General features: G+C 64.2%; 28 protein-coding genes. 14 read left to right on the plus strand and 14 right to left on the minus strand.

All coding sequences use genetic code 11. The features are described 5' to 3' along the window. Positions 1 to 41: 41 nt before the first annotated feature. Genes I4X03_RS05190 through I4X03_RS05200 form a run of 3 tightly spaced genes read right to left on the minus strand, consistent with a single transcriptional unit; the run spans position 42 to position 1,982 of the window. Positions 42 to 557: a TPM domain-containing protein gene (locus I4X03_RS05190; protein ID WP_223466726.1), complete on the minus strand. Its 516-nt coding sequence runs from the start codon at positions 555 to 557 to the stop codon at positions 42 to 44. Beyond that, positions 557 to 1,372, minus strand: coding sequence for a TPM domain-containing protein (locus tag I4X03_RS05195; RefSeq protein WP_223466728.1), 816 nt, complete (start codon positions 1,370 to 1,372; stop codon positions 557 to 559). Before I4X03_RS05195 ends, I4X03_RS05190 begins: the two co-directional genes overlap by 1 nt. Position 1,373: 1 nt before the next feature. After that, complete coding sequence (locus I4X03_RS05200) at positions 1,374 to 1,982, minus strand: LemA family protein (protein ID WP_223466730.1); 609 nt, start codon at positions 1,980 to 1,982, stop codon at positions 1,374 to 1,376. Between the two features lie 126 nt (positions 1,983 to 2,108). Here I4X03_RS05200 and pyrF point away from each other — a divergent pair, with 126 nt between their 5' ends. Next, entirely contained in the window at positions 2,109 to 2,930 is an 822-nt protein-coding gene (gene pyrF / locus I4X03_RS05205) for an orotidine-5'-phosphate decarboxylase (RefSeq protein ID WP_223466732.1), read from the plus strand. A 36-nt stretch (positions 2,931 to 2,966) separates the two neighbouring features. Here the strand turns inward: pyrF and sbcB are convergent, their stop codons facing one another. Both sbcB and I4X03_RS05215 read right to left on the minus strand, forming a co-directional pair. Then, complete coding sequence (sbcB, locus tag I4X03_RS05210; protein ID WP_223466734.1) at positions 2,967 to 4,415, minus strand: exodeoxyribonuclease I; 1,449 nt, start codon at positions 4,413 to 4,415, stop codon at positions 2,967 to 2,969. 54 nt (positions 4,416 to 4,469) lie between these two features. After that, positions 4,470 to 5,435: a GGDEF domain-containing protein gene (locus I4X03_RS05215; RefSeq protein ID WP_223466736.1), complete on the minus strand. Its 966-nt coding sequence runs from the start codon at positions 5,433 to 5,435 to the stop codon at positions 4,470 to 4,472. 138 nt (positions 5,436 to 5,573) lie between these two features. Between I4X03_RS05215 and I4X03_RS05220 the strand changes: the two genes are divergently transcribed. After that, positions 5,574 to 6,359: a helical backbone metal receptor gene (locus I4X03_RS05220; protein WP_223466739.1), complete on the plus strand. Its 786-nt coding sequence runs from the start codon at positions 5,574 to 5,576 to the stop codon at positions 6,357 to 6,359. Between the two features lie 9 nt (positions 6,360 to 6,368). On the opposite strand, the gene I4X03_RS05225 is transcribed toward I4X03_RS05220, so the two are convergent. Then, positions 6,369 to 6,752 carry an HPF/RaiA family ribosome-associated protein gene (locus I4X03_RS05225; RefSeq protein WP_223466741.1) on the minus strand — a complete coding sequence of 128 codons (384 nt, stop codon included), beginning with the start codon at positions 6,750 to 6,752 and terminating at the stop codon, positions 6,369 to 6,371. A gap of 146 nt (positions 6,753 to 6,898) precedes the next feature. Between I4X03_RS05225 and I4X03_RS05230 the strand changes: the two genes are divergently transcribed. After that, positions 6,899 to 7,510: a lysophospholipid acyltransferase family protein gene (locus I4X03_RS05230; RefSeq protein ID WP_223466743.1), complete on the plus strand. Its 612-nt coding sequence runs from the start codon at positions 6,899 to 6,901 to the stop codon at positions 7,508 to 7,510. A 149-nt stretch (positions 7,511 to 7,659) separates the two neighbouring features. Here the strand turns inward: I4X03_RS05230 and I4X03_RS05235 are convergent, their stop codons facing one another. Continuing rightward, positions 7,660 to 8,685: a CDP-6-deoxy-delta-3,4-glucoseen reductase gene (locus I4X03_RS05235; protein WP_223466745.1), complete on the minus strand. Its 1,026-nt coding sequence runs from the start codon at positions 8,683 to 8,685 to the stop codon at positions 7,660 to 7,662. Between the two features lie 87 nt (positions 8,686 to 8,772). On the opposite strand from I4X03_RS05235, the gene I4X03_RS05240 reads away from it, so the two are divergent. From I4X03_RS05240 to I4X03_RS05255, 4 genes are all read left to right on the plus strand, one after another. Beyond that, positions 8,773 to 9,660, plus strand: coding sequence for an SDR family oxidoreductase (locus I4X03_RS05240; protein WP_223466746.1), 888 nt, complete (start codon positions 8,773 to 8,775; stop codon positions 9,658 to 9,660). A 24-nt stretch (positions 9,661 to 9,684) separates the two neighbouring features. Further along, positions 9,685 to 9,885 (plus strand): hypothetical protein, encoded by a 201-nt coding sequence (locus I4X03_RS05245; RefSeq protein WP_223466748.1) that lies wholly within the window; start codon positions 9,685 to 9,687, stop codon positions 9,883 to 9,885. A gap of 142 nt (positions 9,886 to 10,027) precedes the next feature. Then, complete coding sequence (locus I4X03_RS05250; RefSeq protein WP_223466750.1) at positions 10,028 to 10,288, plus strand: hypothetical protein; 261 nt, start codon at positions 10,028 to 10,030, stop codon at positions 10,286 to 10,288. A 191-nt stretch (positions 10,289 to 10,479) separates the two neighbouring features. After that, entirely contained in the window at positions 10,480 to 10,743 is a 264-nt protein-coding gene (locus tag I4X03_RS05255; protein WP_223466752.1) for a hypothetical protein, read from the plus strand. Positions 10,744 to 10,802: 59 nt separating this feature from the next. Here the strand turns inward: I4X03_RS05255 and I4X03_RS05260 are convergent, their stop codons facing one another. The 4 genes from I4X03_RS05260 to I4X03_RS05275 form a co-directional block, all read right to left on the minus strand. After that, positions 10,803 to 11,816: a glycine-rich domain-containing protein gene (locus I4X03_RS05260; RefSeq protein ID WP_223466754.1), complete on the minus strand. Its 1,014-nt coding sequence runs from the start codon at positions 11,814 to 11,816 to the stop codon at positions 10,803 to 10,805. Between the two features lie 269 nt (positions 11,817 to 12,085). Continuing rightward, positions 12,086 to 13,948, minus strand: a complete 1,863-nt coding sequence (locus I4X03_RS05265; protein ID WP_223466762.1) for a sensor histidine kinase — start codon at positions 13,946 to 13,948, stop codon at positions 12,086 to 12,088. Between the two features lie 194 nt (positions 13,949 to 14,142). Further along, a complete protein-coding gene (locus I4X03_RS05270; protein WP_223466764.1) occupies positions 14,143 to 15,261 on the minus strand; it encodes a serine hydrolase domain-containing protein in 1,119 nt (372 codons plus the stop codon). A 133-nt stretch (positions 15,262 to 15,394) separates the two neighbouring features. Further along, complete coding sequence (locus tag I4X03_RS05275; RefSeq protein ID WP_223466772.1) at positions 15,395 to 17,152, minus strand: glutamine--tRNA ligase/YqeY domain fusion protein; 1,758 nt, start codon at positions 17,150 to 17,152, stop codon at positions 15,395 to 15,397. Positions 17,153 to 17,285: 133 nt separating this feature from the next. Between I4X03_RS05275 and I4X03_RS05280 the strand changes: the two genes are divergently transcribed. The 5 genes from I4X03_RS05280 to I4X03_RS05300 all read left to right on the plus strand — a co-directional run bounded on the left by I4X03_RS05280 (position 17,286) and on the right by I4X03_RS05300 (position 20,403). Then, complete coding sequence (locus I4X03_RS05280; protein WP_223466774.1) at positions 17,286 to 17,576, plus strand: DnaJ domain-containing protein; 291 nt, start codon at positions 17,286 to 17,288, stop codon at positions 17,574 to 17,576. 62 nt (positions 17,577 to 17,638) lie between these two features. After that, the gene (locus tag I4X03_RS05285; RefSeq protein ID WP_223466776.1) at positions 17,639 to 18,139 is read left to right on the plus strand and encodes a hypothetical protein; all 501 of its coding nucleotides are present in this window, start codon (positions 17,639 to 17,641) and stop codon (positions 18,137 to 18,139) included. Further along, entirely contained in the window at positions 18,139 to 18,918 is a 780-nt protein-coding gene (locus I4X03_RS05290; protein WP_223466778.1) for a hypothetical protein, read from the plus strand. Before I4X03_RS05285 ends, I4X03_RS05290 begins: the two co-directional genes overlap by 1 nt. Positions 18,919 to 18,932: 14 nt before the next feature. Next, entirely contained in the window at positions 18,933 to 19,805 is an 873-nt protein-coding gene (locus I4X03_RS05295; protein ID WP_223466780.1) for a hypothetical protein, read from the plus strand. 67 nt (positions 19,806 to 19,872) lie between these two features. Further along, the gene (locus I4X03_RS05300) at positions 19,873 to 20,403 is read left to right on the plus strand and encodes a Cif family virulence factor (RefSeq protein ID WP_223466782.1); all 531 of its coding nucleotides are present in this window, start codon (positions 19,873 to 19,875) and stop codon (positions 20,401 to 20,403) included. Between the two features lie 50 nt (positions 20,404 to 20,453). On the opposite strand, the gene I4X03_RS05305 is transcribed toward I4X03_RS05300, so the two are convergent. Continuing rightward, on the minus strand, positions 20,454 to 21,347 hold the full coding sequence (locus I4X03_RS05305; RefSeq protein WP_223466793.1) for a LysR substrate-binding domain-containing protein: 894 nt from the start codon (positions 21,345 to 21,347) through the stop codon (positions 20,454 to 20,456). A 101-nt stretch (positions 21,348 to 21,448) separates the two neighbouring features. Between I4X03_RS05305 and I4X03_RS05310 the strand changes: the two genes are divergently transcribed. Next, positions 21,449 to 22,681, plus strand: a complete 1,233-nt coding sequence (locus I4X03_RS05310) for an MFS transporter (protein ID WP_223466795.1) — start codon at positions 21,449 to 21,451, stop codon at positions 22,679 to 22,681. A gap of 43 nt (positions 22,682 to 22,724) precedes the next feature. Continuing rightward, positions 22,725 to 23,051, plus strand: a complete 327-nt coding sequence (locus I4X03_RS05315) for a hypothetical protein (RefSeq protein WP_223466796.1) — start codon at positions 22,725 to 22,727, stop codon at positions 23,049 to 23,051. Positions 23,052 to 23,097: 46 nt separating this feature from the next. Here I4X03_RS05315 and I4X03_RS05320 read toward each other — a convergent pair whose 3' ends face one another. Next, positions 23,098 to 24,333, minus strand: a complete 1,236-nt coding sequence (locus tag I4X03_RS05320) for a CaiB/BaiF CoA transferase family protein (protein WP_223466797.1) — start codon at positions 24,331 to 24,333, stop codon at positions 23,098 to 23,100. Positions 24,334 to 24,364: 31 nt separating this feature from the next. After that, complete coding sequence (locus I4X03_RS05325) at positions 24,365 to 26,137, minus strand: cation:proton antiporter domain-containing protein (protein WP_223466802.1); 1,773 nt, start codon at positions 26,135 to 26,137, stop codon at positions 24,365 to 24,367. Positions 26,138 to 26,230: the final 93 nt, after the last annotated feature.

Here is a 26,230-nt window from a genome sequence, read left to right on the forward strand (position 1 = left end):
GGTGTGGCAAAAGCGGCAATTGTAACCAGTCAGGCGCCGGTTCAGAGCACGATCGGGTGGTCCGGCAGTTCGTTGACGGCCTCGCCTTCGGCAGGGAAGTGCTGGCGCAGCAATTGATTGACCTGGTGGATCGCCGCCAGGGTGCTGTCGTGGAATTCTCCGCGCCGGAATCCCTGCGTCATGGTCTGGCAAATCGCCTGCCAGGTCGCGCTGTCGATCCGGCGGCCGATGTTCCGGTCACAGACGATCTCGACCTTGTGCTCGGCCAGGTTGACGTAAATCAGCACCCCGCAGTTGTCCTCGGTGTCCCAGACGCCGAACTCGGCGAACAGGGCGAGGGCGCGCTGGCGGTTGCTGACGTCGTTCCAAACAGCATCGAACGGCATCGAATTTTCGACGATCAGGCGTACCTCGCCCCGATGGTGCAGTTCGCCCTCGGTGATGGCCGCGCCGAGGTCGCCAAGGCTTTCGGTTGGAAACGCCTTGCGTCCGACCGCCGCCGTGGTGCGCCAGTGGCGCATCGCGCGCGCAAGGCGCGTGGAAAATGAACTACCCATTACCAGTCTCCCGAGGCGCCGCCGCCATCAAAGCTGCCGCCGCCGCCGCCGAAGCCGCCGCCACCGCCGCCGCCAAAGCCGCCGCCGCCAAATCCGCCACCGCCAAACCCGCCGCCGCGGCCGGCATTACTGAGGATGCTGCCGAGGATGAAACCGGTGGCGCCGCTGCCCCAGCCGCCGCGCGACAGTCGCGATCGGCGGCGCGGCCGGAAGATCGACATCAGCACGAAAGCGCCGATGATCAGGGGAAGAATCGGGATGCCGCCGCCTTCGGCTTGGGCCTGGCGCTGGGGCTGCTCGGGCGGGGCGGGGAACATTTCTTTATTGAGCAGGGTGGCGATCGCACCGACGCCGGCCACCAGGCCATCGTAATACGCTTCCTGGCGGAAGTGCGGGGCGATCACATCTTGCAAGATGCGCTTGGACTGGGCGTCGGTCAGCACGCCCTGGACCCCGCGCCCGGCCTCGATGCGCAGTCGCCGCAAGGCCGATGGATTGTCGCGCGCCACCAGCAGCAGCACGCCGTCGTCGATCCCTTTGCGGCCCAGCTTCCACTGGTCGGTGACGCGGATGCCGTATTGCTCGATGGCTTCCGGCTCGGTGGTCTTGACCAGCAGCACCGCAATCTGGCTGCCGGTCTTGGCTTCGTAATCAGTCAGCACCGCTTCGAGGCGGGTGCGCTGTTCGGCCGTCAGCATGCCGGCCTGGTCGGTGACATGGCCGGTCAGCGCCGGCACCGGCACGAACTGCGCCTGGGCGCCGCCGGCGATGGCCAGCGCCAGGATGGCGCCCCAGAATACTCGCAGCAAGGTCATCTTACTTGCCAAAATCAACGGTCGGTGCGGTCGAGATGGCTTTTTCGTTTTCCACGGTGAAGGTTGGCTTGACGTCGTAGCCGAACATCATCGCGGTCAGGTTGGTCGGGAATTTACGCACATGCACGTTATATTCCTGCACCGAGGCGATGTAGCGCTGGCGTGCCACGGTGATGCGGTTTTCGGTGCCTTCGAGCTGCGACTGCAGGTCGCGGAAGCTGGCGTCAGCCTTCAGGTCAGGATATTTTTCCGCCACCACCATCAGGCGCGACAGCGCGCCGGACAATTCGCCCTGCACCTGCTGGAACTTCTGGAATGCTTCCGGGTTGTTCAGCACTTCGGGGGTGATCTGGAAGCTGGTGGCCGCGGCGCGTGCGCGCGTGACCGATTCGAGCGTCTCGCGCTCGTGCGAGGCGTAGCCCTTGACGGTGTTGACCAGGTTAGGGATCAGGTCGGCGCGGCGCTGGTACTGGTTGACGACTTCGCCCCATGCCGCCTTGACCGCCTCGTCGTTGGTCTGGAACTGGTTGTAGCCGCAACCCGACAGCAAGGCCGCCAGGGCGAAGGCCAGCAGCATCTGGGATGTGCGCGCGAATCCGTTAAGTGTCATGATGGTATCTATCCCGAGTAGTTGTCGAATAAATAAAAATATACCCTAAACCACCAATAATGTGCGTACAAATGCGCACCCGGCTCGCGGTACAATGCCGCGTTTGCACTGAATACGAAGGCTCCCGTGAAATTTATCGACAAGCTGTCCGCCGCCTGGACCACCAATAACTCGCTGCTGTGTGTCGGACTCGACCCGGACCTGGACCGTTTTCCGGCGCACCTGCAGGGCCAGCCGGACGCGATCGTCACTTTTTGCAAGGCCATCATCGACGCCACCGCCGACCTGGCCTGCGCCTTCAAGCCGCAGATCGCCTACTTCGCCGCGCTCGGCGCCGAGGGCCAGCTGGAACAAATCTGCCGCTACCTGCGCGACACCTACCCGCACATCCCGCTGGTGCTGGACGCCAAGCGCGGCGACATCGGCGCCACCGCCCACCAGTATGCGCGTGAAGCGTTCGACCGCTACGGCGCCGACGCCGTCACCGTCAACCCGTACATGGGCTTCGATTCGGTCGAGCCCTATATGGCCTGGCCGGAGCGCGGCGTGATCGTGCTGTGCCGCACCTCCAATCCGGGCGGCTCCGACCTGCAATTTTTGAATGTCGACGGGGTGCCGCTGTACCAGCACGTGGCACGCCTGGTGGCCGGCAAGTGGAACCGCAACGGCCAGTGCGCGCTGGTGGTCGGCGCCACCTTCCCTGACGAGCTGGCGCAGGTGCGCGCCATCGTCGGCGACATGCCGCTGCTGGTGCCCGGCGTCGGCGCCCAGGGCGGCGACGTGGCGGCCACGGTCGCCGCCGGCAAGAGCGCCAGTGGCGCCGGCATGATGATCAACTCGTCGCGCGCGATCCTGTACGCGACCCCGCAGGGCAGCGAAGATTTCGCCGCCGCCGCCCGCCGCGTGGCGCTGCAGACGCGCGACGAGATCAACCGCTACCGCAACTGACCCCGGCCCGCGCCGTGAATCGGCGCGGCGGCCGCGCTACAAGCGCTGCGGCGCGATCTGCTCGGCGTAGTCGTACAGGGCGCCGAGGATATCTTCGGCACGTTCATCGGCGTCTTCGGACAGCGCATCGACTTCGGCAAACAGCTGCTCCACCGTGCGTGCGCCGGCGGCGCCGTCGAACAGGCGCGCCGCGCGGTGCTGCTCCCAGTGCTGCGCTTCGGCGTCGCTCAAGGTCTCGGGGAAGTTGCGCGCGCGGTAGCGGAACACCAGCTCGGCCAGCCGCTCGTCTTCGAACGTGGTGCGCAACTGCGCCAGTTTCGCAGGCGCCTCGGCGCGCAGCGATTCCAGTGCGCGGCGGTCGTCGCGGCTGACGAAGCCGCCGTACAGGTCTTCGTCGACATCGGTATCCTGGGCCGCCGCGGGACGCTGGTACACCTGCTCCCACACCATGCGCATGTCGGGCGCGGTGGCCGCGATGGCGGCATGCGCCAGGCCGCGTTCGAGGTCGAGGCCCCAGCGTTCGGCCTGCGCCGCGCTCAAGGTCTTGAGGTTGCCGACCAGCATCGGCGACTTGTTCAGGTGGATGCTCTTGACCGGCAGGCGCGTCACGCCTTCGGGCAGCTCGGCGGCGCGGGTGAACATGCGCAGGCGGATGGTGTCCGCGTCCATGCCGAACAGCTCGGACGGATCATGGCTGCAATCCCAGACCAGTACTTCGTTCTTGTTCGACGGGTGGATGCCGAGCGGCCAGACCAGGCCGATACAGCCGCGCTCGGCGGGGAACATGCCCGACACGTGCAGGAAAGGCTGGCGCACGCCCGGGTCGAGGTGCAGGCCCATTTCGGCCGACACCTTGTCTTTCTTGTGCAAGCCAAGGCAGAAATCGAACAGGCGCGGCTGCTTGTCGCGGATCAGGCGCGCCAGCGCGATGGTGGCGCGCACGTCGGACAGCGCGTCGTGCGCCGCCTCGTGCACCAGGCCGTTGGCTTTGGCGAGTTCTTCCAGCCGGAAGCTCGGGCGGCCGTCCTCGCGCAGCGGCCACGTGATGCCTTCGGGGCGCAGCGCATAGGTCATCCGGACCACGTCGAGCAGGTCCCAGCGGCCGCAGTTGTTTTGCCACTCGCGCGCATACGGGTCGATCAGGTTGCGCCAGAACAGAAAGCGCGTGACCTCGTCATCGAAGCGGATGGTGTTGTAGCCGACGCCGATGGTGCCGGGCTGCGAGAACGCCGCCTCGATGGCGGCAGCGAACTTGTGTTCCGGGACGCCCCATTCGAGGCATTGCTGCGGCGTGATGCCGGTGATCAGGCAGGACTGGGGATCGGGCAGGAAGTCCGGCGCCGGCTGGCAGTACAGCATGATCGGGTCGCCGATTTCATTCAGGTTGGCGTCGGTGCGGATCGCCGCGAACTGGGCCGGGCGGTCGCGCCGCGGCTGCACGCCGAAGGTCTCGTAGTCGTGCCAGAGGAAGGTGTGGGTTGTCATGGGGTGTATTGTACTGATTTCGGCCGCGCCGATGCCGGCCGGCGCGCAAGGTCGTTACAGCGCGACGCGGTTGCGCCCGTCTTGCTTGGCGCGGTACAGCGCCGCATCGGCGCGCGCGACCAGCGCCGCCTCGTCTTCGCCGGCGGCCAGCGCGGCCACGCCGAACGAGCCGGTGATGTGCGGCAGCGGCAGGCGCATGTCGGCAAACACCACCGCCTCCTGCAGGCGCCAGCACAGGCGCTCGGCCACCAGCAGGGCCAGCTGCTCGCTGGTGTCGGGCAGGATCACCATCAGCTCTTCGCCGCCGTAGCGCACCGCGAAGTCGCTCGGGCGCAGGGCCGCGGCGACAATCCCGGAGGCGGCGCGCAGGGCATCGTCGCCGGCCGGGTGGCCGTGGGTGTCGTTGAAGCGCTTGAAGTGGTCGAGGTCGATCATGACCAGCGCCAGCGGGGCGCCGCTGCGCTGCGCCGTGGCGAGCATCTTGGGCAGCATGTCGTTCAGCCAGGCGCGGTTGTACAGCCCGGTGAGGCTGTCGTTGAGCGACATCTGCCGGTAGAATTCGCCCAGCTTCTGGCGCCGCCGCAAGATCGCGTTGGCGGCGCGGATGCGGAACGAGAGCAGGCGCAGCAGGTTGCGCGCCAGGCCGTTCGATTCGTCGATCAGGCGCCAGACCAGCTCGGCTTCGATGACCAGCAGCTCGGACTCTTCGCTGGCCGTGATGGCGAACAGGTTCGCCGTGTCGTCCAGCACCGCTTGCTCGCCGACGCTTTCACCGGGCAAGATCTTGCTGACCGTGCCGTCGTTCATGCCGCTGCTGATATCGGCCTCGACTTCAAGCGCGCCGCGCAGCACGATGTAAAGGCGCGCGCGATAACTGTCGGCAATCTTGGCGCCGCGCGCCAGGCGCACGATGGCGCAGCCGGCCAGCGCCCGCGCGGTCGTCTCGACGTTGGTGCCGTCAAAGAGCTGCAGGTCGCCGACCCGATACGAGGAGGCGCCAAAGTTGCCGATCTGTTCCACAGTGCGCTTTCCGAAATGTTGCGGGAATACAATTCTGCTAAGGAAACGAATGATAACGCATTGCATTGCGTGCAGGAGCACTGGCGCGCGCGAAACAACAGTGTTTCAATAGCGGGTATCCACTTTAACAATGAATCCATGAAACTGCTTGATGCCCTCGGGCGCGAATTCCAGCCGGCGCCAGATGCGCGCATCCTGTCGCTGGTGCCGTCGCTTACAGAATTGCTGTGCGACCTGGGCCTGGCGCCGCAGATCGTCGGCAGGACCGGGTTCTGCATCCATCCCGCCGAGCTGGTTGCCGCCATCCCCAAGGTCGGCGGGACCAAGGATGTCAATATCGGCAAGATCCGTGCGCTGGCGCCGACCCACCTGGTGGTTAACATCGACGAGAACGAGAAACCGACCGTCGATGCGCTGGCCGAATTCGTCCTCAACATCGTGGTCACGCATCCGGTCGCGCCGGACGACAACCTCGGCGTGGCGCGCCTGATGGGCGGCATTTTTTGCGCCGGCGCCAAGGCCGACGCATGGTGCGCGGCGTTCGCTGCCGAACTGGCGCAGCTGCGCGCCGCGCCGCAGGGAAGGCCGATGTCGGTGCTCTACTGTATCTGGCAAGACCCGTGGATGACCATCTCGGCCGACACCTATATCGCGCGCATGCTGGCCGAGATCGGCTGGAGCGTGCCGCAGCTGGGCCAGGAGCGCTACCCGCGCTTCGAGTGGTCGGACGCGCTGGTGGCGGGCATCGATGGGGTGTTGCTGTCGACCGAGCCCTACCGATTTACCGAAGCCCATGCGGAGGCGCTGGAAAAGCAGATTGGCAAGCCGGTGCGGCTGGTCGACGGGGAGATGATGTCGTGGTACGGAAGCCGCGCTTTGGCGGGGGTGCGCTACCTGCGCCAGCTGGCGCAGGAAGGGCTGTAAGGCGGCTACTTAGTAATTACCCTGGTCGTCGCGCTGCTCGGACAGGACTTCTTCCGCGACCTGCGGTTTCTCATGCAATTTCTTGTCGTGCAAGCGGCCCAACGCGCTGTCGATCGCGCGCTTGAGTTTGTCCGAGGCACCGTTGATGGCCTGGTGCAGGGTGGCGGCGTGGTTGCTGACCGCGACCGGCTGATAGCCGGTGACGCGCGCTTCGAGGGTGCAGCGGCTGCCGCCGTCGACCGACTTCTCGCTGTTTTCGTCCGACAGGTGGACTTCGATGCGGGTGATCTGTTCGCCGAAGCGCTGGACGGCGGCGCCCACCACGGTCTGAACGTGTTCGTCGAGGCCCTGCGTGCGGTCGATGGTCTTGTCGGTGTTGACGTTGATTTGCATTGCTCACTCCTGGTTGATCGGAAAAATTGATGTCTTGTTGGATTCATCTTACATCTTTTGTACGGCTTTCTGTACGTCAACAGTAACGCCGTCAACTCAGGTAAAATATCCGCCCCGCCCGAGCGTCTTACCCAATCCGGATATCCATGCAGACCACTATATTTGACACGCCTGTCGTCAATACCGCCATGCGCGCGTTGTCGCGGGTGGCGCTTCGCCTGACCGGCTGGCGCATCGACGGCATGACGCCCGAGCAGATCGCCGCATACCCGAAGTACGTGCTGATCGCCGCGCCCCACACCAGCAACTGGGACTTTCCGGTGACCTTGATGGTGGCGTTCGAGCTCCGGCTGCGGGTGTACTGGATGGCCAAGGCCAGCCTGTTCGCCGGGCCGCTGGGACCGATTGCACGCTGGCTGGGCGGCATTCCGGTCGACCGCAACGCCTCATCGAACCTGGTACAAAAGACGGTGGACGCGTTCGCCGCGCGCGAGCGGCTGGCGGTGATCGTCGCGCCGGAGGGCACGCGCGGCAAGGTCACGCACTGGAAGACCGGCTTTTACCACATCGCCCATGGTGCCGGGGTACCGATCGGGCTGGCCTACCTCGACTACTCGCGCAAGGTCGGCGGCATCGGCAAGATGTACACCACCAGTGGCGACATCGAAGCGGACATGGTCGACATCCGCGCGTTCTACAGCGGCGTCAAGGGCAAGCACCGCCAGCAATTCGACGCCGACTCGGTTCGCCGCCGTTAAAAAGCCCGCACAGTGCCCACACCGGGCACAGACCAAAGTTCCAAAATCGGGGACAGACCACCATTTTAGAATCTTCTAAAATGGTGGTCTGTCCCCGATTTTGGAACTTTCTGGTTTTGGAACTTTTTCGTTTCGGTGGTGGCTGCTGGTCAGGTGGCCAGGTCGGCTTCGGTGGTGAAGGGGTCGGCGTAGAATTCGTCGGCCGGGAGTCGGCAGGTGGCGACGTAGTCGGCGCGCGCGGAGTCCACCACGATCGGGGCGCCGCAGGCGTAGACCTGGTAGCCGGACATGTCCGGGATGTCTTGCATGACCGCCGCGTGGACATAGCCGGTGCGGCCGGTCCAGTGGTCGTCCGGGAACGCGTGCGAAATGACCGGTACATAGCGGAAGTTCGGCAACTCGGCGGCCCATTGCTCGCACAGCGCGTTCATGTACAGGTCCATCGGCCGGCGTCCGCCCCAGTACAGGCTGACGGGACGGGTTGATTTCAGGTGGATCAGGTGCTCGACCAGCGCCTTGATCGGCGCAAATCCAGTACCCGAGGCCAGCAGCACGATCGGCTTCGTGGATTCTTCGCGCAGGAAGAAGGTGCCGTGCGGACCTTCGAAACGCAGGATGTCGCGCTCCTTCATCGCATTGAATACGTGTTCGGTAAACAGGCCACCGGCCATGTAGCGGATGTGCAAGGTGATCGGCTCTTCGAGGCTGGGCGCGCCGGCCATGCTGTAGCTGCGGCGCTTGCCGTCCTTGAGCAGGAATTCGATGTACTGGCCGGCGCGGTAGGCGAGCGCTTCGTTGGCGGGCAGCTGCAGCGTGACGATGGCGACGTCGGGCGCGACCTTGTCAATGCTGGCCACGCGCGCCGGCATCTTGCGTACCGGGTATTCGCTGCTGCCGGCCACTTCGCGCGCTTCGATCACCAGGTCGTTGCCCGGCACCGCGCAGCAGAACAGCGACATGCCGCGCGCGCGTTCTTCTTCGGTCAGCGCGCGCTGCTGGTGCGCCTTGTGTTCGACCGTTCCTTCAAGGATCTTGCCCTTGCACGAGCCGCAGGCGCCGTTCTTGCAGCCGTAGGGGAGGCCGATGCCGGCGCGCAGCGCGGCTGTCAGCACGGTTTCATCGGCTTCGCAGGAAAATTGGTGGCCGCTGGGCTGTACTGTAATCTGGAAAGTCATCTGTAAAATGTCTGGAAAAGGTGCTGGCGCGAGCCGGAAATGATAGCACAGGGACCATTCTTCCAGCCTTGCCATACAATCGACGATATGAACAAACTTCGACAATTCAAGCGCCCGCACCTGCTGATCGTGGGGTGCGGTGACGTCGGCATGCGCCTGCTGCCATTGGTGCGGCAGCGTTTCCGCGTGTTCGCCCTGACCAGTTCATCTGAGCGCTGCGCCGAGCTGCGCCGGGCCGGTGCGGTCCCGATCGTCGCCAACCTCGACCAGCCCGCAACGCTCAAGCGCCTGGCCGGATTGGCGCAGTACGTGGTGCACATGGCGCCGCCCCAGGCCGATGGCCAGCTCGACCTGCGCACGCGGCGCCTGGCGCAGCTGTTGCCGTCCGGCGGACGGGTGGTGTACGTCAGCACCAGCGGCGTGTACGGCGATTGCGCCGGCGAGCTGGTGACCGAAACGCGCCCGGTAGCGCCGCGCAATGCGCGCGCCCAGCGGCGGGTCGATGCCGAGCGGGTGCTGCGCGACTGGGCAGTACGCAGCGGCGCCCAGCTGGCGATCCTGCGCGTGCCCGGCATTTATGCCGCGGAGCGGCTGCCAATCAAGCGGCTGGAGCAGGGCACGCCCGCCTTGCTGCCGTCCGACGACGTCTACACCAACCACATTCACGCCGACGACCTGGCCCGGATCGTCGCGCTGGCGCTGTTTCGCGCGCGCCCTGGCCGGGTCTATCATGCGGTCGATGGCTGCCATCTGAAGATGGGCGACTATTTCGATACCGTGGCCGACGCCTTCGGCATGCCGCGTCCGCCGCGGCTTGCGCGCGCCGACCTGCAAGCGCAGGTGTCGCCGATGCTGCTGTCGTTCATGTCGGAGTCGCGCAGGCTGGACGACCGCCGCCTGCGCCAGGAACTCGGCGCGCGGCTGCACCATCCCGACATTGGCGCTGCCGTGGCAGCGATGGCTCTGGCACAATAGCGTCCTTACTCACTGGAACCGACCATGACTTACGAAGAATACCTTGACGAAGTAACCACGCTGATCGCGGAAAAATACGACCTGAGCGATGCAGCGGCGATCAAGCTGGTGGTGGCGGCGCAGGATGCCGAGTTCTTCATCAAACACGATGAAAACAAGCAGCTGCGCACGCTGGACCAGGCGCATAAGGATGCCAAGACCTTGTTCACCGCCGCAAAGAAGTAGCAACGTGGTTTCCCGGGCACAGGCGGTCGCCTGCCCGGAGCAATTGTATTGACGATTGCGCTGCCTCAAGTGCGAAAGGCATGCCGGGCTTATCGTGAGCTAAGTCCTTATCCGATTGCTGACTTGTGTTAGGGCGCTCACCATGCCGCATCGCATCAATCAACCCACCAAGGAACAGGTCCGCGCCTATATGGCCGCGCGCGAAGCTGAGCGCCGGCCGCCGCCGCCCCCTGAAGAAATCCGCCGCCAGCTCAACTGGCGCCTGGCACCGTCGGACCATGACCGCGCGCTGGTCCAGTTCTGCCTGATCCCATCCACCTGGGGCCAGCTGGCAGCCCGAATTGCCATCGACCTGCTGTTCGCTCCGGTCGCTCTGATTCCGCCCGCGCCGGGCGACAAGTAGCCGCGTCTCCCGCACAGCGTCTCGACGAAATCTGCCGGTGTTAAGCAGACGTCATCAAAGCTGTGTATCATCATGCCGTTCCCGCAAAACGCCGCATTTTCAATGGCTTTTGAGGTAACGCACCATCTATTTATTCGAAGTAACCTTTCCGGGTCGAATTAGGCACGGTCTGAATCTGTTGAAAGATTTGTATGTCAGGAAGAAAAATACCGGATGCGGCGATCTACGATCCAAATCGCGTCCTGGACGCGATCATGGAGAAGCTGCATTTGAAGAACGATGCTGCCCTGTCGCGTGCGCTTGAGGTGGCGCCACCGGTGATCAGCAAGATCCGCCACCGTACCTTGCCGATCGGTGCGACCATTTTGCTGCGCATGCATGAGGTGAGCCACTTCAGCATTCGCGAACTGCGCGCGCTGATGGCAGTCCAGCCTGGGGGGCCGGCTGCGGCGTGAGTCGAACGGCGACGCCGGAAGCGACAAGGGCGCGCCATTGCGGCGCGCCCTTTTTACGTTTATTGCACCGCTAGCGCGACGCCGACATTGGTCTTGATGGCATCGCCTTTCGCACCATGCGGCAGCCTGCCGAGCGCGCAATAAGCGGTGGCCGACTGCAGGCTGGCCGGCGGCACCACGCCGCAGAATGCTGCCTGCGAGCTGGCCTGACTGGCGGCCGGAGGCACAATCCCACAGAATGCCGCCTGCGAATTCGCCTGCTTGCCCGCGGGCGGCACGACGCCACAGAACGCCGCATCCTGTTTCGGTGGTTTGACGATGCCGCAGAAAGCCGCCTCCTGCTTGGGCGGCTTCACGATGCCGCAGAAAGCCGCCTCCTGTTTCGGCGGCTTGACGATGCCGCAGAAAGCCGCCTCCTGTTTCGGCGGTTTAACGATGCCGCAGAATGCCGCCTCCTGTTTCGGTGGTTTAACGATGCCGCAGAAAGCCGCCTCCTGTTTCGGCGGCTTGACGATGCCGCAGAAAGCCGCCTGCTGCTTGGGCGGCTTGACGATGCCGCAGAAAGCCGCTTCCTGTTTCGGTGGTTTGACGATGCCGCAGAACGCCGCTTCCTGCTTGGGTGGCTTGACGATGCCGCAGAATGCCGCTTCCTGCTTGGGCGGATGCACGATGCCGCAGAACGCCGCACCCGGGTTGTAGCTGACGGCGAAGGTCTGTTCATAGAGTTCACGCATGCGCTCGCCGCTGTCGTGATGTTCTTCGCTGGCATTTTCGCCGACCATGCCGACGTACGGGTAGTGGTGCAGGAAATAGCCGAACACCTGCTCGCAGTCGACCGCGTATTTCATGGTGTCCAGGATGTGATAGTGCCAGAACGTGTCGACTGCCACCGACGGCGAGGTTTGCTCATTCGGGAACTTTTTCATGAGATACAGAAAGCGGCGGTACTCCACTTCCACCGCATTCGCTTGCTCCAGCGTCCAGCCTTCGCCGGACTCAAGGTGCATCAGTTTTTGCTTGATCTGGTCAAGATTGAGTTCCGAAATTGCTTTGCAGTCTACGGTCGAGTTCATGGCAGTTCCTTTGTTTTGGAGAGAATAATTTTTGTATACTTTTGGTTACTTTTGAGACCGAATAAGTTGTCTATAGGTAACCTCCATTTCACCAGGGATAGATAGGCGTCAAGTTCACTGTTGACCAAAAGCACGAGAACCCATTCTTGCTCACGTGTTTGGTTCGAGACTTGACTGCCGTCAACTACCCTTCGGGCAGGGCAACGCGTTGCGGAATCCCCACGATTTGTTGATATTCGCGAAGAAAAGCGCGCGTTGACCTGAGCGGCTCAGGCGATGATGAAATGGTCGCTGCCGTGCATCTGTCCAACGGGACGCACGCGCAGCGCAGAGTTTTCGTTTGCAAAAGGTACGGTGACGCTGATGCAGGTCCCGGTACCGCCGTTGCTGCTGAGGTTGAACGTTCCGCCCAGCAGGTGGACACGCTCTTCGATGCCCACCAGTCCAAATGATCCCGGCTTGCCGACGCCGTCGCGCACCAGGCCGACGCCGTTGTCGCATACCTTCATGCAGATCTGGCCGCCGTCCACATTGAGCTCGACCCGGACCTGGTCGGCGTGCGCGTGGCGCGATATGTTGCTGAGCGATTCTTGCAAGATGCGGAACAGCGCGGTCGCGCAATGGTCGCTGATGTCGACGTCGTGTTCGTTCTCGACCAGCTGGCAGCTGATGCCGGTCAGGCGGCGAAACTCGCTGATCTGCCAGTCCACGGCCGCATTCAGGCCGAGGTCGAGCACGTTGGGACGCAGGTCGTTGATGATCTGGCGCACGCTCTTGATGATCGCGTCGATCTGCAGCAAGGTGGCGCGCGCCCGTTCATGCAGGCGCGGATGGCGCTCGCGCGTGCGCGAGGCCAGCATGTCGGCATCGATGCGCAAGGCCAGCAGGTTCTGGCCGAGGTCGTCGTGGATCTCGCGCGCAATACGCTTGCGTTCGCTTTCCTTGATGTTCTCGGCGTGCGCCGCCAGCCGGCGCAGGCTCTCGTGCGATTGCTGCAGCTTGGCCTGGCTCTCGCGCAGTTCCTTGGTCATGTCGCGCGCCAGTTGCAGCGCATTGATGCGCGCCGTCGTAAGCGTGTAGAGCAGGGCGTAGATAAGGATCGCGCTGACCGAGCCGGCGGCCATCGCCAACAGCGGGAAGTGCTGTTCGATGCCGCTGTACAGCGCTTCCTTGCGGGCGCTGAAGGTCGCCTCCCAGATCCGTCCGTTGTAGTCGACCGGCAGCTTGACGATGACGACGTCGTTACCGCTCGCCAAAGCCGGCCTCGGCCGCGCATCGGTGGCAATGCTGTCGAACAGCACGTTGGGTGGCTGGCCTGCGCGCGGCGGTACCACTTTGGTTCCCTGGCCGATGTCGACCAGTGTCAGGCGAACCGAGTCGACCGGCATTTCATCGAGCACGCCCTTGATCAGCTTGGGCACGCTGAACGCGATGCCGACCGATCCGATGTACGCGGCGCGGCGCTGCTCGACGGTGGCGATCGGCATGCCGGGACGGTAGGTCGGCAGGCGCATGCCAAGCCCGGTCTGGCTCGGCGTCGACATCGCGACGATGCGGGTACCCGAGGTCATCAGGCTGGCGCTGTCGCGCGACGCCGCGATGGTGGCGCGCACGTAGGGATTGGAGTGCAGGTCGAAGCCGAACGCGCCGTACCATGGGACGTCCGGCTCGATGAAGGTGATGATCGAGTGGTCCGGCTCGGCAATCGGCGAGACCTTGAACGGCGCGCCGCCAAAGCTGCCGGCCTGCTGCTCGGCGCGCATGCGCCGCTCCAGGGCCGGCAGGTCTTCCTGGCGCACATATTGGGCATAGTTGATGGTTTCGATGGCCGGAAAATTCTGGCGCACGTTCAGGCCTTGCACATAGTCGTGGAATTGTTCGCGCGTGACGGGTTCGATGGTGCTGAACAGGCTGGCGGTGCCGCGCAAGACATCGGTGTACGACTTGATGCGGGCATTGATGGTGTTCTGGCTGGTACGCGCGTGATTTGTGAAGCGTTCCCGGATGTCGCCTTCAATGAACTTGGTGGCGCCAAGGTAGAACAACAGCCCTGTGACAGCCGAGAACAGGGCTCCGTACCAAACGGCCTGATGCTTCGTGTAGGCTTGCTGTCGATGGAACCAGGGGGGCATGGCTGTATCGGAATATAGGAAGGGGGGTGGGCGTATTCCTACGTTACCTACTGTTACAAGCGAAAGGACCTATTAGTATTGATAGGGTATATAAAAACACAAGGAGTTATAGCTTTATTGCAACAAAAATCCCGCCTCGGATGACACCGCGGCGGGATGGATGGCGACCAGCAGCGGTGGCGTCGCGGACCCGGTCAGGGCGCCTTTTTAGGCGGGCTCAACGACGGAAACAATTGCCCGAACAAACCCATCAGCACCTGGTCGGCGCCCATGCCGGGCCCGGCGTTGGCCACCGCCAGGGCGCCGCTGCCCTGTTCCGGGAACAGGGCGGCAATCGCCAGCCAGTTGCCGTCCGATCCCTGGTGCACCAGCACCGGACCTGCGCGCCCGGCAATCGATGGCTGTACTCCCCAGTCCAGCCCGGCGGGGCCGTCCGCCTGCGCCGTCTGCATCAGCCGGTAGGAGGCGCGCGAGAGCAGCTTGCCGTTGCCGGCCGCGCCGGCCAGCTGGTCGAGGTTGAAGCGGGCCCAGGCATCGAGGCTCATGTGCAGGAAGCCTGCCGGGGCATACATGGTCGGCGCGCCGTCATCCAGCTTGACCATCTTCAGGGCCGGCCTGCCGCGCTGGTGGCCGCGGTTCTGTCCCTTGCCGGTGTTGCCGAAGCCAACCCGCAGCATGCCCAAAGGCTGGAACACTTCGCGCTCCATCAACTGTTCATAGCTTGCCCCGGCCGCTTTTTCGGCGATGACGGCGGCGACGATGAAGCCAGCGTTGCTGTAGCTGAAGGTGCCGGGCTTTGACGCCGGCTTGTCCTTCAGGGACGCGGCGACAAAGCTCAGGCGCTGCCGCGCGGTGGGGCGCGCATCGGCAAAAAACCTCACCATGGTGTGTTCATTGCGCAGGTCGCGCGGCAGGCCGGCGTTGTGCGACAGCAGGTGCACCAGGGTGGCCTTGCGGTATTCGGGGCGCATGCCGGCCGCCAGTTCAGGCAGCATGGCCTCGAGCGGCGTCTCCCATGACAGCACGCCACGTTCTACCAGGCGCGCAATCATGGCGACCGTCATCACCTTGCCGGTCGAGCCGATCAGCCAGACATCGTCCGCGCCCACTGCCGGCTTGGCGCCGGCCTGCCTGACTCCCTGCACCGCCTGTGCCTCGATGGCGCCATTGCGCAAGATGACCGCGCCGACGGCGGGCACCCTGGATCCGGCCATGGCAGCTGCCAGCGCGGTGTGCAGGTCGTCCGACGGGGTGGCATTGGCGAGGGCGGAAAATGCCAGTGCGGCTGCACCGGCAATAAATCGTGAAAGCATGGTCTCTCCAGTTGAGCGTGCGCGGGGAAGGAAAACCCCAGCATCGCAGTTGGCGCGCGCCCTGCATAGCTGCTAGAAGTGACAGATGTAAAAACGGCGCCGTGAAAGGCGCCGTCAGGGAAGTGCAGTCCGCTTACTTCGCGAAGCTGTCCTTCAAGGTGGTGATGCGGTTGAACACCGGCTTGCCAGGCGCCGAATCGACGCGGTCGGCCACGAAGTAGCCATGGCGTTCGAACTGGAAGCGCTGGTCGGCTACTGCGTCCTTCATGCCTGGTTCGAGGTAGGCGGTGATCACTTCCAGCGCGTTCGGGTTCAGCGCCTGCATGAAGTCCTTGCCGCCGGCATCCGGATTCGGGTCAAGGAACAGGCGGTCGTACAGGCGCACTTCGGCGGCCAGCGCGGCATCGGCCGACACCCAGTGGATATTGCCCTTGACCTTGTAGGTGTTGGCGCCTTCGGTGCCCGATTTGCTGTCCTCGAAATAGTTGGCGTGTACGGCGATGACCTTGCCGTCGGCATCCTTTTCAAAGCCGGTGCACTCGATGACATAGCCGTAGCGCAGGCGCACGCGGCTGCCCGGAGTGTCGCCGTTCGGCGGGAACAGGCGGAAGTAGCCCTTGCTCGGCACTTCCATGAAGTCTTCCTGCTCGATCCACAGCGTTTTGGTGATCGGGAAGCTGCGGTTGCCCAGTTCCGGCAGGTGCGGGTGGACCGGCGCGCTGCATTCGACCGATTGACCTTCCGGGAAGTTGTCGATGATGAGTTTCAGCGGACGCAGCACGGCCGCGCAGCGCGGCGCTTTCGGGTCGAGGTCGTCGCGCAGGCTGCCTTCGAGCGTGCTCATGTCGATCCAGCCATCGGCCTTCGAGACGCCGATGCGCTCGCAGAACAGCTGGATCGATGCCGGCGTGTAGCCGCGGCGGCGCAAGCCGACGATGGTTGGCATCAACGGGTCGTCCCAGCCCGAGACGATTTTTTCATCGACCAGCTGGCGCAGCTTGCGCTTGCTGGTGACGACGTAGGTCAGGTTCATGCGCGCGAATTCGTACTGGCGCGGCACCGGCTGCTTGAAGAAGCCGCCTTCGGACAGCGTGGCCAGCAGCCAGTCGTAGAACGGGCGGTGGTCCTGGAACTCGAGCGTGCACAGCGAATGGGTGATGTTTTCCAGCGCATCCGAAATCGGGTGCGTGTAGTCGTACATCGGATAGATGCACCAGGTGTCGCCGGTGCGGTGATGGTGCGCATGGCGGATCCGGTAGATGGCCGGGTCGCGCAGGTTCATGTTGGGCGCGGCCATCGCGTCCTCGCTCATCTTCACGCGCAGGATGTGCTCGCCGTCCTTGTACTTGCCGGCCTTCATGTCGCGGAAGAGCGCCAGCGATTCCTCGGCCGGGCGGTTGCGGAACGGCGAGTTGGTGCCCGGCGTGCCGAAGTTGCCGCGGTTTTTGGCCATGTCTTCGGCGCTCTGGCTGTCGACATAGGCAAAACCGGCCGTGATCAGGTACTCGGCCATCGCGTAGAGCTGGTCGAAGTAGTCGCTGGCGTAGTACAGGTGGTCCTTGCCCTGCTGTTCCCACGAAAAGCCCAGCCATTTGACGCTGTCGATGATGGTGTCGACGTATTCCTGCTCTTCCTTGGCCGGGTTGGTGTCGTCGAAACGCAGGTGGCACAGGCCCTGGTAGTCGCGCGCCAGCCCGAAATTGAGGCAGATCGACTTGGCGTGGCCGATGTGCAGGTAGCCGTTCGGCTCCGGCGGGAAGCGCGTGATGACAGGCGGCAGGCCCGGGCGCGCATGGGTGCCGGCGGCGATATCGTTGTCGATAATGGCCCGCAGGAAGTTCGACGCCGGCGCGTTCGCCGCCGCGTCCGGTTTGTTTTTCTCGTTGCTCATGGAAATAGATAGGGTGGAATCAGGTTGCTGCATTTTACCGTACGCGCAGCCCCAGCGCGCCAACCCTGACAGCCGGGCGTGATCTATAGGATAATCTCGCTTTAATGTGTTGAGCGACAGCCGGGAGTTTCGATTGGAAAATTTATATGCGGTGTTGGGCGTGGCGCCGAACGCCAGCGACGAAGAGATCAAGAAGGTCTACCGTTCGCTGGCGATGCGCTATCACCCCGACCGCAACGACGCCCCAGCGGCGGCGGTGCGCTTCAAGAGCGTCGCCAAGGCCTATGAAATCTTGTCCGACCGCGCCAAACGCGAGGAATACGACCAGAGCGTCAATCACCGCATCATCCTCGATGCCGAGGCCGAAGCCTATGAGCTGTGGCGCTCGCTGTTCCAGCTGAACGGCGTTCCGCTGCCAGCCTGAGCCCGCCGGCGCCATCCCGGCGCCGCTCTCCAGATACACGCAACACCACCAGGATTTTTATCATGACAAAAGTACATCCCGAATTTGCCTACCAGTCGCGCGAACTTGGCGGCCAGATCGACGGCATTTTGGGCGATCCGCCGAACCGCAAGAACTACGACATGATGGTCAACGCGCTGGTCAGCGAATATACCGACGGCGGCGGCATCGAAGACGTCAACATGATGAGCTTCGCGCTGGTCGACCGCATCAAGTTCAGCAACCCGAAAGGGCTGCTGCGCGAGGCCAACGAGTACGAAGGCGGCGATCCGTCCAAGGTATTCGAGATGGCCTCGGTCGAGGGCGACGACGCGCCGATGTACGCGGCGATGACCGCGAACCACCCGGACCTGGCGCGCCAGGCCATCATCACCGCGTTCCTGTTCAAGCACCCGCGCATGTGGGAAGAAGAGGACAACTCGTTCGACAAGCTGGGCGAGAACGACGACGGCGACGATGTCGGCGACGACGATGGCGCCACCGACGACTTCGCGCAGATGTTCGACCAGGACGGAGACCGATAATGACCGAAAAAACCTATCTGCCCGCGCTGTCGAAGCAAGTGACCGAGCTGGTGCTGGCCGGCTCGCTGGGCCACGCCGAGCAGGCGTTTTCGGAAGCGGCGGAAACCCATGGCGACCTGGTGGTCTCGGAGGTGCTGGGCACCTTGCCGCCGCAAGTGACGGCGCTGCACCTGTCCGGCTTCGACGGCGGCAAGACCTCGCTGGCGACCTTGCTGGTGCCGCCCAAGGCCTGGGCCGACAGCCTGGCCTTCATCGCCGCCACCTGGTCGGAAGAGATGATCGAGGACGACCCGGAGCGCGTGGCCGAATCGCTGTTCGCGCACATCCACGGCGTGGTGTTCTCGACCGACGACGAGGAGCGCCGCCATGCGCTGCTGGCCGAAGCCTCGGCCACCGACTACGGCGCGACCGCGTTCGCGATCCTGTTCTCGATGGCGCCGAAAGACATCCTCGAGCTGGCCGGCGAAGTCATTTCGAAGGGTTCGTACATTACCGCGCACTCGTCCTCCGACAGCGACATCATCCCGCTGGCGGTAGAACTGGTCAAAGCCAATGAAGACGGCTGGGACCGCGCGCTGTTCGAGCTGTTCCCGGATTTCCGCCATAGCGCCGACCTGGCCGACGCCGAATTCTCGGACGACCCGGACGACGAGCCGGCCTTCCTGCAGCGCTCGACGCGCGAACTGCTGTACCGCCTGCGCAAGCAGGTGCCGTCGGCGCGCAGCACGGCGCCGAAGCGCGGCTCGCGCAAGAGCCTCGGCACCGATATCTTCTCATGATGGCCGAACCTTCCATGCTGCCAGCACTCGTTGTAGAACGCCTGCCGCGCCTGGTGCGCGCGATCCGCTGTTTCGGCGCCGGCGACAACGGCGACGAGCCGGCGATACTGGCCGATGAACTGGCCGGGATCACCGCGATGGTCGCCGAGAAGTTCACCAACGATAAAACCGCCGAAGGCATCCAGCGCGCCTACTTCTTGACGGTCGGCTGCGTCTCGCTCGGCATCGAGCATGACGTGCAGGACGGCGACGAGGAAGCCGCGCTCGACTACCTGGTCGAGGAGGGCGCCGAGCACGCGTTCCAGGTCGGCTTCCGCATGGTCCGCGACCTGGCCGCGCTGCCGGAAGATTCGCTGGTCGGCGAATACGACAACGACCCTGTGTACATGCAGCGCCGCCTGAAGGAGCTGTTCGTCGACATCTGCAGCGCCGACCCGAACCAGAACTGGTCGGGGCCGGAACGCTACGAGATCCAGCTGGTGCAGCGCAAGGGCGTGCAAGCGATCGTGCGCGCCGCCAACTGGCTGCGCCGCCACCACTACGAAGGCCCGATCAATGAGGCCGACCTGAATGCCGAAGGCGTGATCGCGCTGGCGGTGATCTTCGCAATCGAAGGCGGCGGGCGCATCGTCGCCAAGACCGGCCAGAAGGATTTCGAGCGCCTGGTGGCGTCGGTGCGCAAGAACAAGCCTGACTACGAGGCTGGCTGGGCCGAGCTGATGGCGAAGATACCGGCGCAGCACCAGGCGGTGCTGGCCGACCGCATCGCGTCGTATCGCGAGCACTGCACGGTGATCCAGAAGATCCAGGGCCGCACGGCGATGAAGACGTTGTTCGCCGAGCTGGAGAACTACGCGGGCTCCGAACTGGATGCGGATTATGCGTAGTAACTACTTGTTGCCTATCGCTTAACCCCGGGTTAGCATCGGCGCTCCAGTCAACCAGGAGTGTCCGATGTCCGTTTTCTTCCGCGCCGCCGTTCTGGCTGCCGCCCTGATCTGCCCCCCCGTGTTTGCCGCCGATGGTCCCGCCCATGTGGGGAAGTATGACAGCACGCCTGAGGATATCGCCGCCATCAACAAGGTGGTGCAGGACTTCCAGACGGCCCTCAAGACCAAGGACGTCAAGCTGCTGTCGTCGCTGATGCTGAACTCGAATATCTTGTGGGCGAGCCCGGCGAACCCTGAGGGTATTGCGAAGGTCCGCGAAACGATCGACGTCAACTTCGACGGGCTCAGTCCAATTACCGGCTATCCCGACTTCGCGGAGTTCATCAAGACCGAAAAGCAAATGGTGGAAGAGCGCTTCTACAACGTGCGCATTACGCAGGACCGGCATATCGCGTTCGTGCTGTTCGATTTCGATTTCCGGATCGGCGACAAGGTCATCAACCACGGGCTCGAAGCGTGGCAGATGCTGAAGGTCGCCGACAACAAATGGAAGATCGTCAGCGTGTATTGGTCGTCGAAAGGCAAGCCGAAATAAGTCCGCTGGCGCGCGCATGCGGCCGACAGGCACAGCCGCCGTCGTTGCGCCTAGTCGCGCGCCGCATCCATGGCCAGCGCGACAAATGCTTCCACCAGCGGCGACACCTCGTCGCCGCGCTGCGCCAGCAGCAAGGTCGTGGTCGCCGCCTCGTCGGCGATCGGCCGGTAGCACACCCCGTCCATCCTGATCCGGTCGAAGGCCTTGGGCAACAGCGACACGCCGCAGCCTGCCGCGACCAGCCCGATGATCGTCGAGGCCTCGCCAGCTTCCAGCGCGACGTTCGGCACGAAGCCGGCCTCGCGGCAGAGCCGGAAAATCTGCGGATAGATGCCGGTGCCGGCACCGGCCGGATACATCACGAACGGCATGCCTTCCAGGTCGCGCATGGCGATCGTCTTTTTGCGGGCGAGCGCCAGCGTGGTCGGGAGTACCGCGACCAGCGGATCCTCGCGCATCGGCGTCAGCTTCAGCTCCTCGCCATGGCTGCGGTCCGGCGGGCGGATGAAGCCCAGGTCAATCGTGCGCTGCGTTAGTCCGTCGAGCTGGCGCAAGGTCGCCATCTCATGCAGGGTGAGGGTGACGTGGGGGTAGGCGCGCCGGTAGCGGTTGATCACCGCCGCAAACAGCGGCGTGAGCGGCGTCGAGAAGGTGAAGCCGACGCGCAATTGGCCAGCCTCGCCGCGTTCTGCGCGCCGCGCCGTTGCGCCGGCTTGCTCGGATAGCGCCAGGATGCGCCGTGCATCCGTCAGGAACAGCTTGCCCGCCTCCGTCAGCCGCACCGAGCGTTTGGTGCGCGCGAACAGCTGCGCGCCGATGTCGGCCTCGAGCGCCTGGATCGCCTGGCTGAGCGGCGGCTGGCCAATGTGCAGGCGTTCGGCAGCGCGCGTGAAATGCAGCTCTTCGGCAACTGCGATGAAGTAGCGCAGGTGGCGCAGTTCCATGAGTAATTGATTTTTCAGATGATTAGTCCATTAAATATATATTGGACAGTATTAATGCGCAATCCTAAGATGAATTCACCATTCATTTGCAGGAACAAACCATGTCCACCGTCGCCAGCTCCGCAACCTTGCACGCCAGGCGCATCAACCGCGGCATGCTGTTCGGCGGCTTCTCGATCTTCGCGCTGCTGTACTGCGTGCAGCCGTTGATGCCTTTGATGGCGCAGCAGTTCACGCTGTCCGCAGCCGAAAGCAGCTGGGTATTGTCGATATCGACGCTGACCATGGCGATTTCGCTGGTGCTGGGCGGCGCGCTGTCCGACCGCATCGGCCGCAAGGCGCTGATGACGGCCTCGATGGTCGGCGGCGGGGCCTGCACGCTGCTGTGCGCGTTCGCCCAGGACTTCACCCAGCTGCTGGTGCTGCGGGCGCTGCTGGGCGTCGCGCTCGGCGGCATGCCGGCGGTGGCGATGGCTTACCTGGGTGAAGAAATCGCGCCGCAGTCGCTGGGCGTGTCGATGGGCATGTACATTGGCGGCTCCGCCCTGGGCGGCATGTCGTCGCGCGTGCTCACGTCGGTCGTCGCCGATGTTTCATCGTGGCGCTTCGCGCTGTTCGGCCTTGGCCTGGCCGGCCTGTACGCCGGCTGGGAGTTCTGGCGCAGCCTGCCTGATTCGCGCAACTTCCGTCCCGCTCGCCCAGGCCTCAAGGCGCTATGCGACGGCGCCCGCATGCACCTGCGCGACGAAGGCCTGCCGTGGCTGTTCGCGCTCGGCTTCTTGCTGATGGGCGTGTTCGTCAGCTTGTACAACTACATTAGCTACCGCCTGCTGGCGGCGCCGTTCGGGCTTGGACAAACGGCGGTCGGCTTGCTGTCGGTGCTGTACCTGACCGGTATGTTCAGTTCGGTATGGGCCGGCCGGCTGGCCGACCGGATGGGCCGCCGCAAGGTGTTGTGGATGATGATGGGCCTGACGATGGCCGGGCTGGCGCTGACGCTGTCGGGCGAGCTGATCATTCTGGTGGCGGGCATGGCGCTGGCCACCTTCGGCTTCTTCGCCTCGCATTCGGTGGCCAGCAGCTGGGTCGGCAGGCGTGCCCGCGCGCCACAGGCGCTGGCCTCGGCGCTCTACCTGTTTTTCTATTACCTGGGCTCAAGCCTGGTCGGGTCGCTGGCAGGACTGGCATGGGGCGCGGCTGGATGGACCGGCCTGGTTTCGTTGTTGCTGGTCACGCTTGGCCTAGGCATGCTGATCGCACTGCGCTTGCGCCGGCTGGCGCCGCTGGACGCCGCGCCCGCTTTTCCGAACCTTTCCACAAGCGAGGCGGTCTAATACGCTGGCATACTTCAGTGCCAGTTCACGTATGGAGGCTGAAATGTTGCAATCATCGGAAATTCAGAAAAGGTTCAGCAGTATTCAACAAGCAATTGGCCAGGCATCGCAAACGCTGCAGTCCGAGACCAGTATCCCAATGGAATTGAAAGAATGCATCCAGCGCCTCGATCGCGAGACCAGCGCTGCCCAGCAAGTCATCCAGTCGCAGGATGAATCGCGCATCCGCCAGTGTGTGGACGATCTGGAATCGATCGGTGATGAAGCCAAGCGCGTGTGCCGTAACCAGGGCGCGGTCAACCCTCAGGTGGCGGCGGTCGTTACCCGTGTCCACGACGAACTATCCGACTTGAAGCACCAGCTGCATTAGCGGTAAGCGGCGGGGCGCAAGTTGCGTCCCGCCACGGGTACCCGGGTTAAATGACGCCCTTGTTGCGCAGGGCCGCGATGGCGGCGTCGTCACGCCCGAGCAAGTTGCGCAGTACCTCGTCGGTATGCTGGCCGAGCATGGGCGGCGGCAGCTCTGCGATGGCCGGCGTCACCGACATCTTCATCGGGCTGCGTACCAGCTTGACCTTGCCCGCGGCGGGGTGGTCCATCTCGAATGCCACGCCGCGCGCCTTGACTTGCGGGTTGTCGAACACCTCGGCGAGGTCGTTGATCGGCCCGCAAGGCACGCCGACTTCTTCCAGCAGGCTGATCCATTCGGCGCGGCTGCGCGTCTTGACCATCTCGGCCAGCAGCGGCACCAGTTCGTCGCGGTGCTGTACGCGCAAAGGATTGGTGGCAAAGCGCGGGTCGGCGCCCAGGTCGGGCCGCTGGCCGGCGTCGACAAATTTCTGATACTGCCCGTCATTGCCGGTCGCCACGATGATGTGGCCGTCGGCGCAGGCGAAGGTCTGGTAGGGAACGATGTTGGCATGGGCGTTGCCCCAACGCTTGGGCGGCTTGCCGCTGTTGAGGTAATTGCTGCCCATGTTGGCCAGCATCGCCACTTGCGTGTCGAGCAGCGCCATGTCGATATGCTGGCCTTCGCCGGTGCGGTCGCGGTGCATCAGCGCGGCAAGCACCGCCACCGTCGCATACATGCCGGTCATCAGGTCGGTGATCGCAACGCCGGCCTTCTGCGGGCCGCCGCCGGGCAGGTCATCGCGCTCGCCCGTCACCGACATCAGGCCGCCCATGCCCTGGATCAGGAAGTCGTAGCCGGCGCGGTGTGCGTACGGCCCGTCCTGGCCGAAGCCGGTCACCGAGCAGTAGACGATGTCCGGATTGACTTCCTTCAGGCTGTCGTAATCGAGGCCGTAACGTTTCAGCTGGCCGACCTTGTAGTTCTCCAGTACGACGTCGGCGTCGCGCGCCAGTTCGCGCAGGATCGCCTGGCCCTCGCTGCTGGCGATGTCGACGGTCACGGATCGCTTGCCGCGGTTGGCGGCGAGGTAGTACGCCGCTTCGGTTGTGTTGTTGCCGTCGGCATCTTTCGCGTACGGCGGGCCCCAGGCGCGGGTGTCGTCGCCGACGCCGGGACGCTCGATCTTGATCACGTCGGCGCCGAGGTCGGCCAGGTTCTGCGAGCACCACGGGCCGGCCAGTACGCGCGACAAATCAAGCACGCGGATATGGTCCAGCGCCTTCGGGGTTTCTTGTGTCATAAGGTCGGGTTCTGGTTGCGATCGGGTCAGATTATAGCTGCGATTGCGGCTGCCGCAGTTGGGCATCCCGCGTCAGCGTGGCGCTGAACAGGTCGCGTTCGTCGTCGATGATGCGGTCGATGTCCTGTTCCTCGATACCGATGGTCGTCAGGACCGATGCCGATAGCTGCAGGCTCGCTTCCAGCGTTTCCGGCACCACGGTCGTGGCGCCGGCCTGCTTGAGCGCCAGCGCATGGCGGGCGTCGCGCGAGCGTGCCAGCAGCGGCACGTCGGGGAACTCGCGGCGGATCCCGCGCACTGCCTGCAGCGCCGCGATCGGATGGTCCATCGTCAGCACGATGGCCGGTGCCGAGCCGGCATCGACGCGGCGCAGCAGTTCGGTGCGCGACGCGTCGCCAAAGAATACCGGCAAGTTGAGAGCGCGCATCTTGGCGACCAGCTTGGCATTGTTCTCGAACGCCACAAACGGAATGTTCTGTGCGGTCAGCAGTTTGCCGAGCTGCTGGCCGACCCGGCCGTATCCGGCAATGATGATGCGTTTGCGCACCTGTTCCAGCGCCACGCCATCCTGGGCCGCGAGCAGCGTGTCTTCGTGGTGCTCCCAGCGGTCGCCGATCATGCGGCCAAGGCGCGTGAGCATCGGCGTGATGAACAGGGTCAGGCCGACCGTGAGCACCACGAGCTGGCCGAGTTCGGGCGCGACCAGGTTGCCGGCGATCGCATAGGCGATCGCGATAAAGGCAAACTCGCCGCCTTGGGCGAGCATCAGTCCGCCTTCGATCGCGCGGCCGCGACCGAGGCCGCCGAAGCGGAACAAGGCGGCCACCACGCCGGCCTTCAGCGCGACCAGGCCGAGCACGGCAGACGCCAGCCAGAGCGGATTGAGCGCAATTTGGCGAACGTCCATGCCCATGCCGACCGTCATGAAGAACAAGCCCATCAGCAAGCCCTTGAAGGGCTCGATCATCATTTCGATTTCATGTTTGAACTCGGTTTCGGCCAGCAGCAGGCCGGCGATCAGCGCGCCCAGCGCCATCGACAGGCCGGCCATCGCGGACAAGCCGGCGATGCCCAGCGTCGCCAGCAGGATCAGGGCCATGAATACATCTGGCTGGCGCTGGCGGGCGAAGGTGCGGAACAGCGGATGCAGCAGGCGGCCGCCGACCAGGTAGATCAGCGTGACGGCAATGGCGGCCTTGAGCATGGCGCCGGCGATCAGCCAGGTCGGGTCGGCGCCGGTGCTCTGGCTCATCGCGCCGATCAGGATCAGCAGGGGCACCACGGCCAGGTCCTGCAGCATCAGCACGGAAAACCCGGCAAGGCCGAGCGGCGTCGTTGAGGTATGGCTCTCGTTCATCAGCTGCATCACCACCGCGGTGGACGACAAGGACAGCACGAAGCCGAGGATGATCGCGGTCTCGACCGGGTGGCCGAGCAGCAGCACCGCACCGCCGATCAGGGCCGCGCACAGGCCCACCTGGGCGACGCCGGCGCCAAATACCCATTTGCGTAGCGCCCAGAGGCGCGCGGCCGACAGTTCCAGCCCGATCATGAACATCAGAAATATCACGCCCAGTTCGCCAAGCAGTTTGATGCCGTCGGAATTCGGGAAGGTCAGGTAACTGAGCCAGGGGACGTCGTTGGCGAACAGGGCCAGTCCGAACGGACCGAGCAGGGCGCCGACAGCGAGGAAGCCGAGGACCTGGCTGATGCGGAATCGCTGCAGCAGTGGAATGAGGATGCCCGCAAGGGTCAGGAACAGAAGTATCTCCCGCAGGAACGGGAAGGCATGTTGCTCTTGCACTGGGTCGGGCCTCTTGATGGTGGATCGTCGAGGGCGCGCAAAATGACGGACACCCCGATATCTATTCTATAACGTCGACCGGGGGAAGAGGCT

Source organism: Massilia soli, from assembly GCF_016809835.1.
GTDB lineage: Bacteria > Pseudomonadota > Gammaproteobacteria > Burkholderiales > Burkholderiaceae_D > Telluria_A > Telluria_A soli.